Genomic DNA, 15,109 nt, shown 5'->3' with positions numbered 1-15,109 from the left:
AATACTGTTATTTTCCCGTGTGTTTTATATAATTGTAAAATATTTCAATATTTTGTGGTAACATAAAATACCCCGTCATTCCTGAAATTAATTAATGAATGGATAGCATGATCATCGCCAAAAAAAATCATCAATATATCGTCAATATTAGGAGACGACTCCATGACAGAAAATAATAACTTGAATACAGATTTTGATGACGAGATAGATATCGATGACGAGGTAGAAAGCAACGATGAGGGACTCAATGAACCTTTTGATCCCACAAAAATTCGGGTTGACACTCGTAAAATAACCATCGATCTCGTCCTCAAACGGATTGAGTATAAAGAGCTAGATTTAGCTCCTGATTTTCAGCGTCAGGCTATCTGGACTAACGATGCAAAAAGCAGACTCATCGAGTCTATTTTAATCCGCATTCCCTTACCTGCCTTTTATATAGATGCCACTGATGATGATAAGTGGCTAGTCATTGACGGCTTACAAAGACTAACGGCCCTCAAGCAATTTATCTTTGATCAAACCTTAGTCTTAACGGGACTTCAGTATCTCAGCGAACTTGAACATAAAAAATATGATGAACTTCCCCGCAAATATCAACGTCGTATTCTGGAAACTGAATTAACCCTCTCTACTATTGAACCAGGAACACCTCCAGCCGTTAAATACAACATTTTCCGTCGAATTAATACAGGAGGAGTACCGCTATCCCCGCAAGAAATTCGTCATGCTTTAAACCAAGGTAAGGTTACAGAAATGTTAAGACGTTTGGCGAAGTCTCATGAATTTTTAAAAGCTACTAAATTCAGTCAGTCAAAAAAACAAAAACGAATGTCTGATCGGGAATTTATACTAGGTTTTATGGCTCACAAAATTTATGGTTACACCAAATATAAAAACTTTGAAAGTCGTGATAAATTTTTAGTGGAAACCATGACTATCATTAACCAGAAGATTTCTGATGATAAACTCGAACAAATTGAGCATGATTTCACCAAAGCCATGATAGCTGCCTATGATATCTTTGGGGACGATGCTTTTCGCAAGCTATCCAACAACACCTCCCGACGCTATCCAGTGAATCAAGCATTATTTGAGGCTTGGTCTGTCAATTTAAGCCAGCTTAAAGATTCAGAAATAGAAACCTTGAAACATAAAAAAGATGATGTCATAAATCGCTTTAAGAACTTAGTAGATTCTGATGATGAATTTCTGGAATCCATTTCGCAAGTCACCAACAAAGTAGATATTCGATTTAGTCGTATTGAAAACTTAATACAAGAGGTATTGACATGATTAAATTATTACGGTTGCAAAATTTTAAGTGTTTTGAAGATAAATCCCTAGCCTTCCAAAATCTGACACTGTTATCTGGATTAAATAGTAGTGGCAAGTCCTCTATTTTACAAGCATTGCTATTGCTGCGCCAATCTTATCAACAAGACTTATTACTCGATACAGGTTTAGCCCTAAATGGTGATTTAGTTTGTATTGGAACAGCACAAGATGCTCTGTTTGAAGGAGCTACAGAAGATTTCATCAGTTTTGAGATTATCTGGAAAAACGAAACTGAGGCAAAATGGTGTTTTAAGTACAATCGAGAAGTAGAAGTTTTAGAAATTAGCAAATCACCAAGAGAACACGAAGCCTATCAATCCAATTTATTTAGCGATAAATTTCATTATCTTCAAGCAGAACGAATTGGTCCACGTACTTATCTAGAAATATCAGAATCTCAAGTCCGACAACATAGACAACTCGGTTCTAAAGGACAATATACACCTCATTTTTTATCTGTTTATCGAGATGAGATTATACATCAAACATTACGCCATCCTGATGAAGAATCTATGACGCTCACTAACCAAGTAGAAGCATGGATGGGAGAAATTAGTCCGGGAACCCGAATTAATATCAAAGATAGTTCGGATTTAGATTTAGTTAGTTTGCAATATTCTTACGGGTTGAGCAACCTCTACCGGGCTACAAATGTAGGGTTTGGGATTAGCTATACTTTACCGATTATTGTCGCAATTTTAGCCTCAAAACCAGAAACCTTAATCTTGCTAGAAAACCCAGAAGCGCATCTACACCCCAAAGGACAAGCCAAGATGGGAGAGTTGTTGGCTCTCGCGGCTAGTTGTGGAATTCAGATTGTCGTAGAAACTCATAGCGATCATATTTTGAATGGTATTCGTTTAGCCGTTCACAGCAGAAAACTTGCTCCGGGTGACGTGCAACTACATTATTTTGAACGGAAAGAAATGCGAGGAGAATCGAATATTGAGGTCGTCTCACCCCACATTGATCAAAATGGACGCATCGACCAGTGGCCCGATGGTTTCTTTGATGAATGGGACAAAAGTTTGGAGGCTTTATTAGAACCCGTAGGAGAAGAGTAAATGACTGTAGAAATGGTATTGAATGAACTTTCTCTGCGGACTCTTGCAGCAGATATTCCCACAGCCAGACAATGGATGTCTGTATTTATTCAAACTTTACGTCAAGCAACCCGTAGTGGTGTTAAGAGAGTAGTTCGTACCCAAGATGATATCAATAGCATACAACTTGCTCCCGAATATCCTCTCGCCAAATGGCGCAACGATCCCCAAGTCAATCGCGAAGAACAACGTTTTTTTCGATCGTTGACAACAAAAGCTCCTTTCTGGACTGATGTTGCTGAAGATATTAAAAGTAAGTTTGATTTATCAGATATTTCCTACAGAGGTAACGTCGCTCCCGGACTAGGTTTTGCATGGGTTAGTGATTCATTGGCTGTGAGTCTACTTTCCGAACCCATCTGGAATGAGAGTCATTTAACACTAGATATTATCCAATTGGATGAAAATGATAATTTAATTGAAGAACAAGTAAACGTTTTTCATGCCAGTCAAACTCAGCATATTCCAGCACATATCAACTGGATTCAAAATCAAATACGAACCAGCGTAAGAGATGGAGGAGATCTTTGGCAACGTCGAGACGATTTATTTCCTCATTTGGAGTTTTGTCCAGCAGTAAAGCAACAGATGAACAGTCTTCGTTCTGGTGATCCGATGCTAACACAGGTCAAAAAACGATTATTTGAACTTGAAGAAGCTGCCCAAAATTGGACGGAAGAGGGATTTAATTTAGACACTCTTCCTAGCAAAGCCACCCCAGAAAGTGATTCAAGACTGCAAAATTTTCAAAATCAACTAACGATTGAATGTCCCGATGATCAATGGCGTTTATTTAGTTTACACTTGAGAATGACTCCTGGGGCTTGGAGACTCTATTTTTTTCCGTTAACTCCTGGAACTATTCTTATTGGTTATGTTGGGCAAAAGATTTTATAGCTAAAGAAAATATATAGCGTTTCCTTAACCCATGAGAACAGAGGGAAAGTCAGGGTTAAAATAACAGTTGAAACTTATAAGACGCTATCCTTTTAACCAGTCAAATACTTCTCCTAGGGTTAGTTGAAGGGCTTGGGCGAACTCTGGGACGGGTAAAACCTGTTCCGGGTCTTCAAGGACTTGTACTAAATTAGTAGCACTGTAGACAAAGATGCAGGATTCCTAGGGGTCTAAAAGCCAACCCATCTCAGTTCGGTGATTGAGACAGTGGAGAATATTGCGAATGACTTTGGTTTGACTTTGATCGGGAGAGAGAATTTCGATCGCCCAATCTGGCGGGAGATTAAAATAATTTTTGACTCGGCCATCAGCCAGGCGGGAAATGCGTTCCCACTGGAAAACGGATACATCTGGAACCAGCGATCGCCCTCGAAAGGTGCAGCGTAACTAAGGATAAACCCGGGCGACTTTCGGAGGCTTTAATATCCCATTCAAGTGGCTGAGGATATCTCCCGGTAATGTGCTATGTTCTCCTTGGGGCATGGGTTTTTGAATGATTTTGCCGTTGATGTATTCCCTGGCGGGTTGGGTTTCCGGCAATTCCAGAAATTCTGGGAGTGTGAGCGATCGCCCTTGGGTTTGTACCATCATCTTTGACCTGTATCTGATATTTGATTTTAGCCATTTTGGGAAATTGATACAGTATACCCTGGCTTCCGGTTCGAGTTAGGCGATCGCATTGGGGGAAGAAGAAGGCGATCGCTCCAAGATTTGTTAAACTTTAGGTATAATTATAATTAATGTTCCCGGTTGATTCACGGCTAATGCAAAAAACTCGACAGTTAACTGCAATTATTGAGAGAGAAGGCGACGGATATTTTTCTTTGTGTCCCGAACTCGATCTGGCGAGTCAAGGTGACACGGTGGAAGAAGCGCGATCGAATTTAATGGAAGCGATCGAACTTTTTTTGGAGATGGCTGATGCTTCGGAAATTGAACGTCGTTTCAATAATAATGAGGTTTTCGTTGAGTCGATGGAGATTACAGTTGGGTAAGTTGAGGGTTTTATCGGCGAAGGAAGTGTGCAGAATTTTAGAAGAACAGGGTTTCGTCGAGTTGGCGTGGCAGTCATATTATCATGCAACGGCGGGAAGCCGAATCAACAATAACCATTCCCGTTCCCAATTATAAAGAATTAAAAATTGGAACTTTGCGATCGATTATTCGACAGTCCGGTTTGTCTCGTTCTTTATTTGAGATTGATGAATGAACCGGACGTTATATAAGAAGCCTGGTTGATAAATTGTGCGATCGCATTTCCGGTGACTCAAAGAAACCGGGTTTCTACGACCATCTTCGTATCCTCACCTAAGTTTTGGTAAGAAACCGGGTTTCTCAATATCAAGTAGCGATCGCATTTCGGGTGACTCAAAGAAACCGGGTTTCTACGACCATCTTCGTATCCTCACCTAAGTTTTGGTAAGAAACCGGGTTTCTCAATATCAAGTAGCGATCGCATTTCGGGTGACTCAAAGAAACCGGGTTTCTACGACCATCTTCGTATCCTCACCTAAGTTTTGGTAAGAAACCGGGTTTCTCAATATCAAGTAGCGATCGTATTTCCGGTGACTCAAAGAAACCGGGTTTCTACGACCATCTCGGTATCCTCACCTAAGTTTTGGTAAGAAACCGGGTTTCTCAATATCAAGTAGCGATCGCATTTCCGGTGACTCAAAGAAACCGGGTTTCTACGACCATCTTCGTATCCTCACCTAAGTTTTGGTAAGAAACCGGGTTTCTCAATATCAAGTAGCGATCGCATTTCCGGTGACTCAAAGAAACCGGGTTTCTACGACCATCTCGGTATCCTCACCTAAGTTTTGGTAAGAAACCGGGTTTCTCAATATCAAGTAGCGATCGCATTTCCGGTGACTCAAAGAAACCGGGTTTCTACGACCATCTCGGTATCCTCACCTAAGTTTTGGTAAGAAACCGGGTTTCTCAATATCAAGTAGCGATCGTATTTCCGGTGACTCAAAGAAACCGGGTTTCTAAGACCATCTTCGTATCCTCACCTAAGTTTTGGCAAGAAACCGGGTTTCTCAATATCAAGTAGCGATCGCATTTCCGGTGACTCAAAGAAACCGGGTTTCTACGACCATCTCGGTATCCTCACCTAAGTTTTGGTAAGAAACCGGGTTTCTCAATATCAAGTAGCGATCGTATTTCGGGAATAGTCGGAAAGATTTGGAGCCGGGGTATATGTGTTAAAATAAGTCGGGGAACCAGCCCAAAATAGAATTCCATAGCATGTCGAAAGCAGCACCAACAACCTTTCCGGCAATATGAGAGGCTGCGCTTGATAGCCAACGTTTCAAATTTTCCTTGCTAGACAAAACCGACTTTCGTTTTTGTTGGTCTTGTTGTTGCAACAATTCTCTGATTTGTTTTTCCTCTTCTTGGGTTAAAGCCATGTCAACATCCTTCAGTTTAAAAATTTACAATTTTTCGGATACGATTTAATTGGTTGGTCTTTGGGGAGTCGGACAATCCTGCAACCATTTTTTGATTGTCTTGATCATCTCGATATCATCGGCAATACCTTTTATATCTGCTTGTAAAATCAATAAAATTAGATCGCAGGAAGGAATGAGATCTTTATATATTTTTTCGTACTCTTGATCTTCCTTTTCGCTGCGTCCATATCCAGGCATATCAATCACGGTTAAGGTTCCGCCTGTTGAGAGTGTAAACTCTTTGGTTTGCGCTTGCGTCGTACCAACAGTTGTGGGACTTGTTTTCAGCTCGGCATTAAAGAGATTATTAATGGTTGTTGTTTTACCGACACCAGCTTTGCCAATCACTGCTACTTTGGGGGGCAATTTAGTTTCTTGTTCCAGTAGTCTTCTGATAAATTCTAAATCAACCTTTGAAATAATTTCTAGAAGTTTCTTAAAAATTTGATTGTCAGAATCGATTTTTTTTTCATAACTTTTGTCCATTTTGGATCGCTGTTGATCGGTAAATTCTTTTACCTCTGGATCATCTGCCAATTCAAATGGATCTTTTGGATCTATATTGCCCAGCTTAAAACCACCATAAGCATTTTGAATTATTTTATTGAGCAAACATATCAAACGATATCGTTTTAAAGCAGAGTAATATTCTATATTTGAGTCATCTATTTGTGTTTCTTCCCTTAGCTTTTTGATAATATCTTGGCACTGACGTTCAATCTCCTTTTCTGCTTCTTTTTGGGGAGCGTTTAATTTATTATTCCATCCATCAGGAATTATTTTATCAACTTGGTTTAAAGCCACAACCAACCGGAGAGGTATCTCAGGAGGTTTTGGTTTTCTCCAAAAAGATGGCCATAATTCATTCCAATTTTTAAACATAACTTTTGAACTCCTTGCTAATATTTTGGTTCTCAGATTTTCTAATCCCCAACCGTAAAAGGATGTGTAAGGGACAATTTGACTTTTATCAAAAACGATCGCACCATTTAGCGCATTTTGGAAGATTCCGTAAATGTCATCTATTTTTTCAGGTATGAGCTTTAATTGGTCTGGTGAAGGTTCTTTTTTGTCAATTGCAAACTTTTTTTGTCCTTCATAAACTCCTAAAAAATCAATTTTGTTGAGAGCTAATATCAGATATATAGATGGTTTAAAGAACGGCTTTAATTTCTTTAAAAATATCTCGTCCCTTTTATAGGCTCTCGTATCTGCTTGAGTGATCCAGACCAAAACATCAGCTTTAGCGACCCATTTTTTGTAGTAAGCCATATATTTTCGATCTGCAGTCGGAGTTTCTCCAATTCCAGGCAGATCGACAACTCGTAGTTGATGGTAAAGACAGTCAGCGTACTTAAAGGTATTTAGGTAGTGTTGTAGAAGTTGTAATGCAAGTCTGTATAATCCATTGTTGATCAAGAGATAGAGAGCAAAAATGACCACTTGTTTACGACTGACAATAGGGAAATCGGCAAACTGAGGCTTTTTAGTACAGGCGATCGCATGATCTGTATCCCAGTTTAGCCCAAACATAGCGTTGAGGGTGCTACTCTTCCCCACTCCAGTTTTGCCGAAAAATACAACCGTTAGTCGGTCTTTTTCAAGCCACCTGACTAGGTGTAGGATTATTTTCGTTAACCATGATGTAAGTGACAAACAGTTGCTCCCTGCTTGACTGTAAAATGACATCAATATTTTGACACAAAAAATATGAATTAACAAGAATAAATCTGGTTAATTTAGTATAAAAAAATAATTGAGGCTCAGGTGCAACTTTTGTGCAAAAAGTCTAATTTAGTTCACAAAAGGAGAAAATAGTGTACTATGGTATAATTTGATAACAGTACCCCCGTTGACCTATGGACGTTCAAGAAGTCTTACAATGGACCGATCGCTTAGTGTTTGACAAAACCGGAAAACACCTGAGCAGCCTGCAACAGGCAGTTTTAACAGGGGTCTGGGATCATCAAAAATATAATGAGATTGCGGATGAGTATCACTGCACCGAAGCGAATGTCAAGAGAGTGGCGGGTAACTTATGGAAACTGATATCAGAAGAGTTAGACGAGAAAGTTGATAAAAAAAATTTTCGTGCCACGATGGAACGCTATTACATTTCTAATTTTTCTAGTTTATTTAATTTCGGACAGAGTAATTTCGTATCAGAGGGTAGCATCAATATCTGTAGCGACCCATACAACCACCCCCCCAACACCCAAAACCGATCGCAACCTGCCGCCACCACCGAATATCAACGCCACCACGACCTCAGCGAAGCCCCAGAAATACATCCCCTCTACAGCAGAACCCACGAACTCGATACCCTCAAACAATGGATACTCGCCGAACATCATCGCATCATCGCCATTACCGGGCTGTCTGGTATCGGTAAAACCAGCCTCGCTAGACAACTCGTGGAAGACATCAAAGAAAACTTCGATCGCATTATATGGCGATCGCATCGAAAATACCCCAACCTCAACGCACTGAAAAGCGACTTAATTCAGTTTATCGACACCACTACACCTAGCCATAATTCCATCTTAGATTACTTGCGATCGCATCGTTGTTTAATCATCCTCGACGACTTCCAAGAAACCCTCACCCCCGGCGAATTTGTCGGAACTTACCGCCCAGAATATGACCGTTATGGTCAATTCATTTACGAAATAGGGCGATCGCCTCATCAAAGTTGTTTCCTTGTCCTCAGTTGGGAACAGCCTACCGAAATTGCCACCATGGAAACCGAAAACCGCCACGGAAAAACCCTGTATTTACAAGGTTTCTCAGCATCTGCAACCGAAATTTTAGCGACCCACAACCTCCAAGATACAGAACACTGGATAGAACTAATCCAGCTTTATGGCGGTAACCCCTTATGGTTAAATATAATAGCAGCCACTATTTTCGATTTATTTAACGGTAGCGTCTCCCAATTCCTATCTTATCCTAGCTTCTTTTTGGGAGATATTGAACCTATATTAAACCAACATTATCTCCGATTATCGTCACCCGAAAAATTAGTTATGCTGGGCTTGGCTAATCAAAACGGTATCACTGAAATTGCCGATAAACTAGCAGAAAATCTGTCCGAATCTGACTATTTAAAAGCCGTACAATCTCTGAAAAGACGCAGTTTAATTGAAACTAAAATCGAAAATTATGTCTCGGTTTTGACACTGACACCCCCGATTAAAGAATATTTTAAAACCGTGGGGGTCAGCACTGCGAGTTTTACCCTCAATTAGTCTGAGAATTAGCCGCCGCTGGGTAATGGTCGTTATAGCTTTCCTGATTAAAGAAATATAACGTGCGGATAGGATAGGGGATATTAATATCAGCCTCATCACAAGCCTGTTTAAGAGCTATCATAACCTGCGTTGTCACCCGTCGTACCTGTTTCCGTTCCGGGAAAGTCCAATAGCGAACCATGAGGTCAATAGAACTGTCTCCAAAACCCACTACATCGACTTCTACTTCTGGTTCTGACAAGACACCCTCGACGGTTTTGGTGGCGTTTAATAGGGTTTCTACAGCCATTGGTAAGGGGGTATTATAGTCTACTCCAATGGCTAAATCAGTGCGACGATGACTTTCGGCTGTCTTGACCTGTACGGGACTGGTAAACAGTATCGAATTAGGAATTACCACCCTTTCCCCGTGATAGGTTAGCATTTGGGTAGACCGAATGGAAATATTTTCGATAGTCCCTTCGTAATCCTCTACAACTATCTGATCACCAATTTGGAAAGGTTCTTGTAACAGTAATAAAATCCCGGCTAAGAAATTTTTAAATATATCCTGAAAGGCAAAACCAATGGCTACGGAACTAAGTCCTAATAAACCGATAATATCCCCTAGGCGGAGGTCAGGGAAAGCAATTACACAGGCGATAATTACTCCTCCCGCCCAAGTCAATACATAACCTGTGTGAATCAGCAGAACTTGTAAAGATGTACTGCGGACAAATCTCGGTGCTGTGGAGTTTAAGAATTGTCTAACAAAATTGGCGGCGAACCGAGTTATTAACAATACGATTATGGCAAGAATTAAGGCTGGGATTACTTGGATAGCTGAACCTACTAAACTTAATAGGCTAGACTGAATTTCTTGGACTAAGGCATTCATAAAGATTGAGTAGTAATAGGATTTATCCCGATTTTGAACAGGGGAATAATTGCTGTTAGCTGGATATGTGAGCCAATAGCTAAAAACCTATAATATCATAACCCTTGGGGTGGGATTGTGGCTTCTACCCGCAGATAGATACAGCAGCCAGGAATGAATGCGGCAATTATCCCGTGTAATTAATAATTAATAATTAATAATTAATAATTAATAATTGTAGGGGTGGGTTCCTGTAGGGGTGGGTTCCTGTAGGGGCGGGTTCTGGAGTTAATTAGACTTAGCACCAGTCAACCTGATAAACCCGCCCCCGAAACCAGTGGGGTGGGTTCCTGTAGGGGCGGGTTCTGGAGTTAATTAGACTTAGCACCAGTCAACCTGATAAACCCGCCCCCGAAACCAGTGGGGTGGGTTCCTGTAGGGGCGGGTTCTGGAGTTAATTAGACTTAGCACCAGTCAACCTGATAAACCCGCCCCCGAAACCAGTGGGGTGGGTTCCTGTAGGGGCGGGTTCTGGAGTTAATTAGACTTAGCACCAGTCAACCTGATAAACCCGCCCCCGAAACCAGTGGGGTGGGTTCCTGTAGGGGCGGGTTCTGGAGTTAATTAGACTTAGCACCAGTCAACCTGATAAACCCGCCCCCGAAACCAGTGGGGTGGGTTCCTGTAGGGGCGGGTTCTGGAGTTAATTAGACTTAGCACCAGTCAACCTGATAAACCCGCCCCCGAAACCAGTGGGGTGGGTTCCTGTAGGGGCGGGTTCTGGAGTTAATTAGACTTAGCACCAGTCAACCTGATAAACCCGCCCCCGAAACCAGTGGGGTGGGTTCCTGTAGGGGCGGGTTCTGGAGTTAATTAGACTTAGCACCAGTCAACATGATAAACCCGCCCCCGAAACCAGTGAGGTGGGTTCCTGTAGGGGCGGGTTCTGGAGTTAATTAGACTTAGCACCAGTCAACCTGATAAACCCGCCCCCGAAACCAAGAGACCCCTGGAGTTAATTAGACTTAGCACCAGTCAACCTGATAAACCCGCCCCCGAAACCAGTGGGGTGGGTTCCTGTAGGGGCGGGTTCTGGAGTTAATTAGACTTAGCACCAGTCAACCTGATAAACCCGCCCCCGAAACCAGTGGGGTGGGTTCCTGTAGGGGCGGGTTCTGGAGTTAATTAGACTTAGCACCAGTCAACCTGATAAACCCGCCCCCGAAACCAGTGGGGTGGGTTCCTGTAGGGGCGGGTTCTGGAGTTAATTAGACTTAGCACCAGTCAACCTGATAAACCCGCCCCCGAAACCAGTGAGGTGGGTTCCTGTAGGGGCGGGTTCTGGAGTTAATTAGACTTAGCACCAGTCAACCTGATAAACCCGCCCCCGAAACCAAGGGACCCCTGGAGTTAATTAGACTTAGCACCAGTGAACCTGATAAACCCGCCCCCGAAACCAAGGGACCCCTGGAGTTAATTAGACTTAGCACCAGTGAACCTGATAAACCCGCCCCCGAAACCAAGGGACCCCTGGAGTTAATTAGACTTAGCACCAGTGAACCTGATAAACCCGCCCCCGAAACCAAGGGACCCCTGGAGTTAATTAGACTTAGCACCAGTGAACCTGATAAACCCGCCCCCGAAACCAAGGGACCCCTGGAGTTAATTAGACTTAGCACCAGTGAACCTGATAAACCCGCCCCCGAAACCAAGGGACCCCTGGAGTTAATTAGACTTAGCACCAGTGAACCTGATAAACCCGCCCCCGAAACCAAGGGACCCCTGAAGTTAATTAGACTTAGCACCAGTGAACCTGATAAACCCGCCCCCGAAACCAGTGAGGTGGGTTCCTGTAGGGGCGGGTTCTGGAGTTAATTAGACTTAGCACCAGTCAACCTGATAAACCCGCCCCCGAAACCAAGGGACTCCTGAAGTTAATTAGACTGGTCACCAGTCAACGTCATAAACCCGCCCCCGAAACCAAAGGACCCCTGAAGTTAATTAGACTTGTCACCAGTCAACGTCATAAACCCGCCCCCGAAACCAAAGGACCCCTGAAGTTAATTAGACTGGTCACCAACCTGGGGTGGTGTGGTTTGATTATATTATAGGTAGGACTAGCTTCTGGTGGATAGATTGAGGTGAAAAGATACGCTTCTGACTCTAATTGAGAAGGGTTTTGACAGTTTTTGAAGTGAAAAAAACGATCGCACCTAGAATTTCCTCACTTGGTCTTTTTCGCCTCCAACAGTTTTTTGAATACCAAAGTTACAAAGGACAAACTTCCCAAAACTACGGCGGCAGAATAGGATGCAGTAGTCTGATATTGAACGTGCATTTCCTCGACAAATAGGGGCAAAGTCTGAGTTTTGCCGATAATATTTCCCGAAACTACCGCCACCGCGCCAAACTCTCCCATAGACCTGGCATTAGTGAGAAGAATGCCATATAATAAACTCCAGCGAATAGAAGGTAAAGTCACCCGCCAGAAGGTTTGCCAATCATTGGCTCCCATAGTTTTGGCGGCTTCTTCTTGTTCTGTGCCAATTTCTTCTAAGGCTGGGAGAACTTCCCGCGCGACAAAAGGCATACAGACAAAAGCGCTGGCTAAAACCATACCGGGGAAGGCAAATAATATTCTGATATTAGCAGACTGTAAGGCTGCACCAAACCAACCCTGTCGTCCGTAGAGTAATACTAGCATTAATCCGACTACTACGGGGGAAATGGAAAAGGGGAGGTCTATTATACTTAATAATAGTGTTCTTCCGGGGAATTGATGACGAGCGATCGCCAAAGCGGTCACAATTCCAAATATCACACTAACTGGTACTACAATAGCATCAATCATGACGCTTAATTTGGCAGCGTGCAGAAATTCCGGTGAGGTCACAGCACGGGCAAAACCACTCCAGCCGTTTCTAAATGCACCGACAAAAATATTAGCAGCAGGTACAAATAAGACTAACCCGACAAACAGAATGACAGCGAGGACTAAAGCCACCTCAAAATTGCTCACCTGGGTTTGAGAGTTTTGGGCGGGTTGGATTAATTTTTTGGGATGCAAATATCCGATATTTTGGGGTTTCATATATCATCCTTATTAAAAAAATAGTTGCCCGCAAGTTTACGGTCTTTGGTTAATGCGATTACCCCAACTTTGCAGACAGTTGATGATTAATAAGGAGGCTAAAGAAACCAGTAACATAACGGTACCAATAACGGCAGCACCGGCATAGTCAAACTGTTCGAGACGTTGGAAAATCAGCACGGGAGCAATCAAATCTTGAAAAGGGATATTACCAGCAATAATAACAATGGAACCATACTCTCCGACAGCGCGAGAAAATCCCAAAGCGACCCCGGTTAAAATAGCGGGAATTAAGGGAGGTAATATAACTCGGCGAAAGGTTTGCCAACGGGAAGCACCCATGCACCAAGCGACTTCTTCGAGTTCGGGTTCCAATTCCTGAAGCACGGGTTGGACAGTTCGCACGACAAAAGGAAGAGAAATAAACACCATAGCTAAACCGACCCCTAGACGGGTAAAAGCAATTTTAATACCCAGGGGAGCTAATAAACTTCCTATCCATCCATTTTCAGCGTATACGGTAGCAAGGGTGAGTCCCGCAACGGCTGTGGGTAGGGCAAAAGGTAAATCTATGGCACCATCAATTATTTCCTTTCCGGGGAAACGATAGCGCACTAAAACCCAGGCGACTGCGACTCCGGCTATACCATTAATAGAGGAGGCATAAATAGCCGTAAAAAATGTAACTCGGTAGGCAGATAAAGCGACGGGATGGGTAGTAATTCGCCATATTTCTGCCCAAGTAAGATTGGCGGTAAATGAAATTAGGGCAAGAATGGGCAGTAACAGCATGATGCTGAGATAACCACCTATTCCCCACCAATACCAGGGAATTTTTGGTAAAAACCGGGTGAATGATGATAGAGATATTGATAAGGTTGTGAGCATGATGGTTGCGCCAATTAAAGGAAGTTGGAAAACAATTCAAATGGCTGGGCAACCTGATTACAAGCTGTGAGAATTTGAACTAGCGACCGATTTGGGCTTGGATTTCATCGAACATAGCACCGTCAGCAAAAAATTGGTTTTGGACGGCATCCCATCCCCCCAAGTCTTCTACTGTAAATAGATTGGTGATAGGAATAAAGCGATCGCTAAATTCCGCCTCAATTGTGGGGTCTACGGGACGAAAACCAGCCTGAGCAAATGCCCTTTGGGCTTGGGGAGTATATAGAAACTGCACAAAGGCTTCCGCCACTTCGCGGGTTCCGCGTCTGTCTACAGTGGCATCAACAACGGCAATGGGATTATCAATAGAAATATTAGTCTGGGGAATTACATAGGGCAAAGTTTGACCTTGCTGTTGAGCCAGTAGCACTTCATTTTCATAGTTAATTAAGGCATCCCCTTGTCCTTGTCGATAGAAAACTTCGGTAGCTTCCCGGGCATTTCTTGGTAATACGGGAACGTTTCTAAAAACCTGTTGCACAAAGTCGAGGGCTTGGGCTTCGGTTTGACCGGTTTCGGTTTTGGCTCCCCACAGGACAAGGAAATTCCAACGAGCCCCCCCAGAGGTTTTGGGGTTGGCGGTGATGGTTTGAATATCATCGCGGGCTAGGTCTTGCCAGTCTTGGATATTTTTGGGGTTCCCAGGGCGGGTAATAATGGCCGCGACGGAACGGTGGATGATCGCATTATTGGGCGCTTCATTTTCCCATCCCGGTTCAATTAGTCCTGCTTCCTGAATGGCTTGGGTATCCAGGGCTAAGGCGAGGGCTACGATATCAGCCTCTAAACCATCAATCACGGCCCTAGCTTGGGAACCGGAACCGCCATAGCTTTGGCGAATACGGACATCTTGACCATGTTGGGCTTTCCACTCCTCGGCGAATTGGGGAATGATTTGTTCGTAGGCGGCTTGGGTGACGGCGTAGGAGACTAGGGTCAGATCTACGGAATCTCGGGCTGTATCCCCTGTTGTGCCACAGGCAGCAATCACCCCACTGGCGCTAATTCCCACGATAAACAGGGAAAGGCGCTGTCGCCAAGGCTTGGAATTGAGATATCGGCTGGGGAAGTTGGCTTTCATGGCTACATCTTTTTTAAATCTGAGGTTC

General features: G+C 43.1%; 12 protein-coding genes and 1 pseudogene. 6 read left to right on the top strand and 7 right to left on the bottom strand.

Annotated elements, in window-relative coordinates; all coding sequences use genetic code 11:
* The first annotated feature begins 162 nt into the window (after nucleotides 1-162).
* Genes XZ46_RS12650 through XZ46_RS12640 form a run of 3 tightly spaced genes read left to right on the top strand, consistent with a single transcriptional unit; the run spans nucleotide 163 to nucleotide 3,338 of the window.
* Nucleotides 163-1,296: a DUF262 domain-containing protein gene (locus tag XZ46_RS12650; protein WP_006669943.1), complete on the top strand. Its 1,134-nt coding sequence runs from the start codon at nucleotides 163-165 to the stop codon at nucleotides 1,294-1,296.
* Nucleotides 1,293-2,402, top strand: coding sequence for an AAA family ATPase (locus tag XZ46_RS12645; RefSeq protein WP_006625582.1), 1,110 nt, complete (start codon nucleotides 1,293-1,295; stop codon nucleotides 2,400-2,402). The genes XZ46_RS12650 and XZ46_RS12645 overlap by 4 nt, the downstream gene beginning before the upstream one ends.
* Entirely contained in the window at nucleotides 2,403-3,338 is a 936-nt protein-coding gene (locus XZ46_RS12640; protein WP_008050889.1) for a hypothetical protein, read from the top strand.
* Nucleotides 3,339-3,422: 84 nt separating this feature from the next.
* Here XZ46_RS12640 and XZ46_RS36680 read toward each other — a convergent pair.
* Nucleotides 3,423-3,986 (bottom strand): annotated as a pseudogene (locus tag XZ46_RS36680) (Uma2 family endonuclease).
* 176 nt (nucleotides 3,987-4,162) lie between these two features.
* Between XZ46_RS36680 and XZ46_RS12625 the strand changes: the two are divergent.
* Together XZ46_RS12625 and XZ46_RS36675 are read left to right on the top strand one after the other, a co-directional pair.
* Complete coding sequence (locus XZ46_RS12625) at nucleotides 4,163-4,393, top strand: type II toxin-antitoxin system HicB family antitoxin (RefSeq protein WP_006625585.1); 231 nt, start codon at nucleotides 4,163-4,165, stop codon at nucleotides 4,391-4,393.
* Nucleotides 4,394-4,476: 83 nt separating this feature from the next.
* Nucleotides 4,477-4,608, top strand: coding sequence for a type II toxin-antitoxin system HicA family toxin (locus XZ46_RS36675; RefSeq protein ID WP_006625586.1), 132 nt, complete (start codon nucleotides 4,477-4,479; stop codon nucleotides 4,606-4,608).
* A 997-nt stretch (nucleotides 4,609-5,605) separates the two neighbouring features.
* Here XZ46_RS36675 and XZ46_RS12615 read toward each other — a convergent pair.
* Nucleotides 5,606-5,812 (bottom strand): hypothetical protein, encoded by a 207-nt coding sequence (locus tag XZ46_RS12615; protein ID WP_006625590.1) that lies wholly within the window; start codon nucleotides 5,810-5,812, stop codon nucleotides 5,606-5,608.
* 45 nt (nucleotides 5,813-5,857) lie between these two features.
* Nucleotides 5,858-7,543 (bottom strand): GTPase family protein, encoded by a 1,686-nt coding sequence (locus tag XZ46_RS12610; protein ID WP_228116547.1) that lies wholly within the window; start codon nucleotides 7,541-7,543, stop codon nucleotides 5,858-5,860.
* Between the two features lie 170 nt (nucleotides 7,544-7,713).
* Here XZ46_RS12610 and XZ46_RS12605 point away from each other — a divergent pair, with 170 nt between their 5' ends.
* Nucleotides 7,714-9,102 (top strand): helix-turn-helix domain-containing protein, encoded by a 1,389-nt coding sequence (locus tag XZ46_RS12605; RefSeq protein ID WP_008050887.1) that lies wholly within the window; start codon nucleotides 7,714-7,716, stop codon nucleotides 9,100-9,102.
* Here the strand turns inward: XZ46_RS12605 and XZ46_RS12600 are convergent.
* The 4 genes from XZ46_RS12600 to XZ46_RS12580 form a co-directional block, all read right to left on the bottom strand.
* Nucleotides 9,095-9,982 (bottom strand): mechanosensitive ion channel family protein, encoded by an 888-nt coding sequence (locus XZ46_RS12600; RefSeq protein WP_008050884.1) that lies wholly within the window; start codon nucleotides 9,980-9,982, stop codon nucleotides 9,095-9,097. The genes XZ46_RS12605 and XZ46_RS12600 overlap by 8 nt on opposite strands.
* 2,203 nt (nucleotides 9,983-12,185) lie before the next feature.
* The gene (gene cysW, locus XZ46_RS12590) at nucleotides 12,186-13,052 is read right to left on the bottom strand and encodes a sulfate ABC transporter permease subunit CysW (RefSeq protein WP_006619894.1); all 867 of its coding nucleotides are present in this window, start codon (nucleotides 13,050-13,052) and stop codon (nucleotides 12,186-12,188) included.
* Nucleotides 13,053-13,088: 36 nt separating this feature from the next.
* Nucleotides 13,089-13,940: a sulfate ABC transporter permease subunit CysT gene (gene cysT / locus XZ46_RS12585; RefSeq protein WP_048895071.1), complete on the bottom strand. Its 852-nt coding sequence runs from the start codon at nucleotides 13,938-13,940 to the stop codon at nucleotides 13,089-13,091.
* A gap of 79 nt (nucleotides 13,941-14,019) precedes the next feature.
* Nucleotides 14,020-15,081 carry a sulfate ABC transporter substrate-binding protein gene (locus XZ46_RS12580; protein WP_006670579.1) on the bottom strand — a complete coding sequence of 354 codons (1,062 nt, stop codon included), beginning with the start codon at nucleotides 15,079-15,081 and terminating at the stop codon, nucleotides 14,020-14,022.
* Between the last annotated feature and the right edge of the window lie 28 nt (nucleotides 15,082-15,109).

It is taken from the genome of Limnospira indica PCC 8005, from assembly GCF_000973065.1.
GTDB lineage: Bacteria > Cyanobacteriota > Cyanobacteriia > Cyanobacteriales > Microcoleaceae > Limnospira > Limnospira fusiformis.
This window is presented reverse-complemented; position numbering and strand designations above follow the sequence as displayed.

Excerpts from the sequence above, each read along its gene's own strand:
- XZ46_RS12610 (WP_228116547.1), bottom strand. The coding sequence starts at position 7,543 with ATGTCATTTTACAGTCAAGCAGGGAGCAACTGTTTGTCACTTACATCA.
- cysT (WP_048895071.1), bottom strand. The coding sequence starts at position 13,940 with ATGCTCACAACCTTATCAATATCTCTATCATCATTCACCCGGTTTTTA.
- XZ46_RS12580 (WP_006670579.1), bottom strand. The coding sequence starts at position 15,081 with ATGAAAGCCAACTTCCCCAGCCGATATCTCAATTCCAAGCCTTGGCGA.
- XZ46_RS12645 (WP_006625582.1), top strand. The coding sequence starts at position 1,293 with ATGATTAAATTATTACGGTTGCAAAATTTTAAGTGTTTTGAAGATAAA.
- XZ46_RS12605 (WP_008050887.1), top strand. The coding sequence starts at position 7,714 with ATGGACGTTCAAGAAGTCTTACAATGGACCGATCGCTTAGTGTTTGAC.
- XZ46_RS12615 (WP_006625590.1), bottom strand. The coding sequence starts at position 5,812 with ATGGCTTTAACCCAAGAAGAGGAAAAACAAATCAGAGAATTGTTGCAA.
- cysW (WP_006619894.1), bottom strand. The coding sequence starts at position 13,052 with ATGAAACCCCAAAATATCGGATATTTGCATCCCAAAAAATTAATCCAA.
- XZ46_RS12640 (WP_008050889.1), top strand. The coding sequence starts at position 2,403 with ATGACTGTAGAAATGGTATTGAATGAACTTTCTCTGCGGACTCTTGCA.
- XZ46_RS12625 (WP_006625585.1), top strand. The coding sequence starts at position 4,163 with ATGCAAAAAACTCGACAGTTAACTGCAATTATTGAGAGAGAAGGCGAC.
- XZ46_RS12650 (WP_006669943.1), top strand. The coding sequence starts at position 163 with ATGACAGAAAATAATAACTTGAATACAGATTTTGATGACGAGATAGAT.
- XZ46_RS36675 (WP_006625586.1), top strand. The coding sequence starts at position 4,477 with ATGCAACGGCGGGAAGCCGAATCAACAATAACCATTCCCGTTCCCAAT.
- XZ46_RS12600 (WP_008050884.1), bottom strand. The coding sequence starts at position 9,982 with ATGAATGCCTTAGTCCAAGAAATTCAGTCTAGCCTATTAAGTTTAGTA.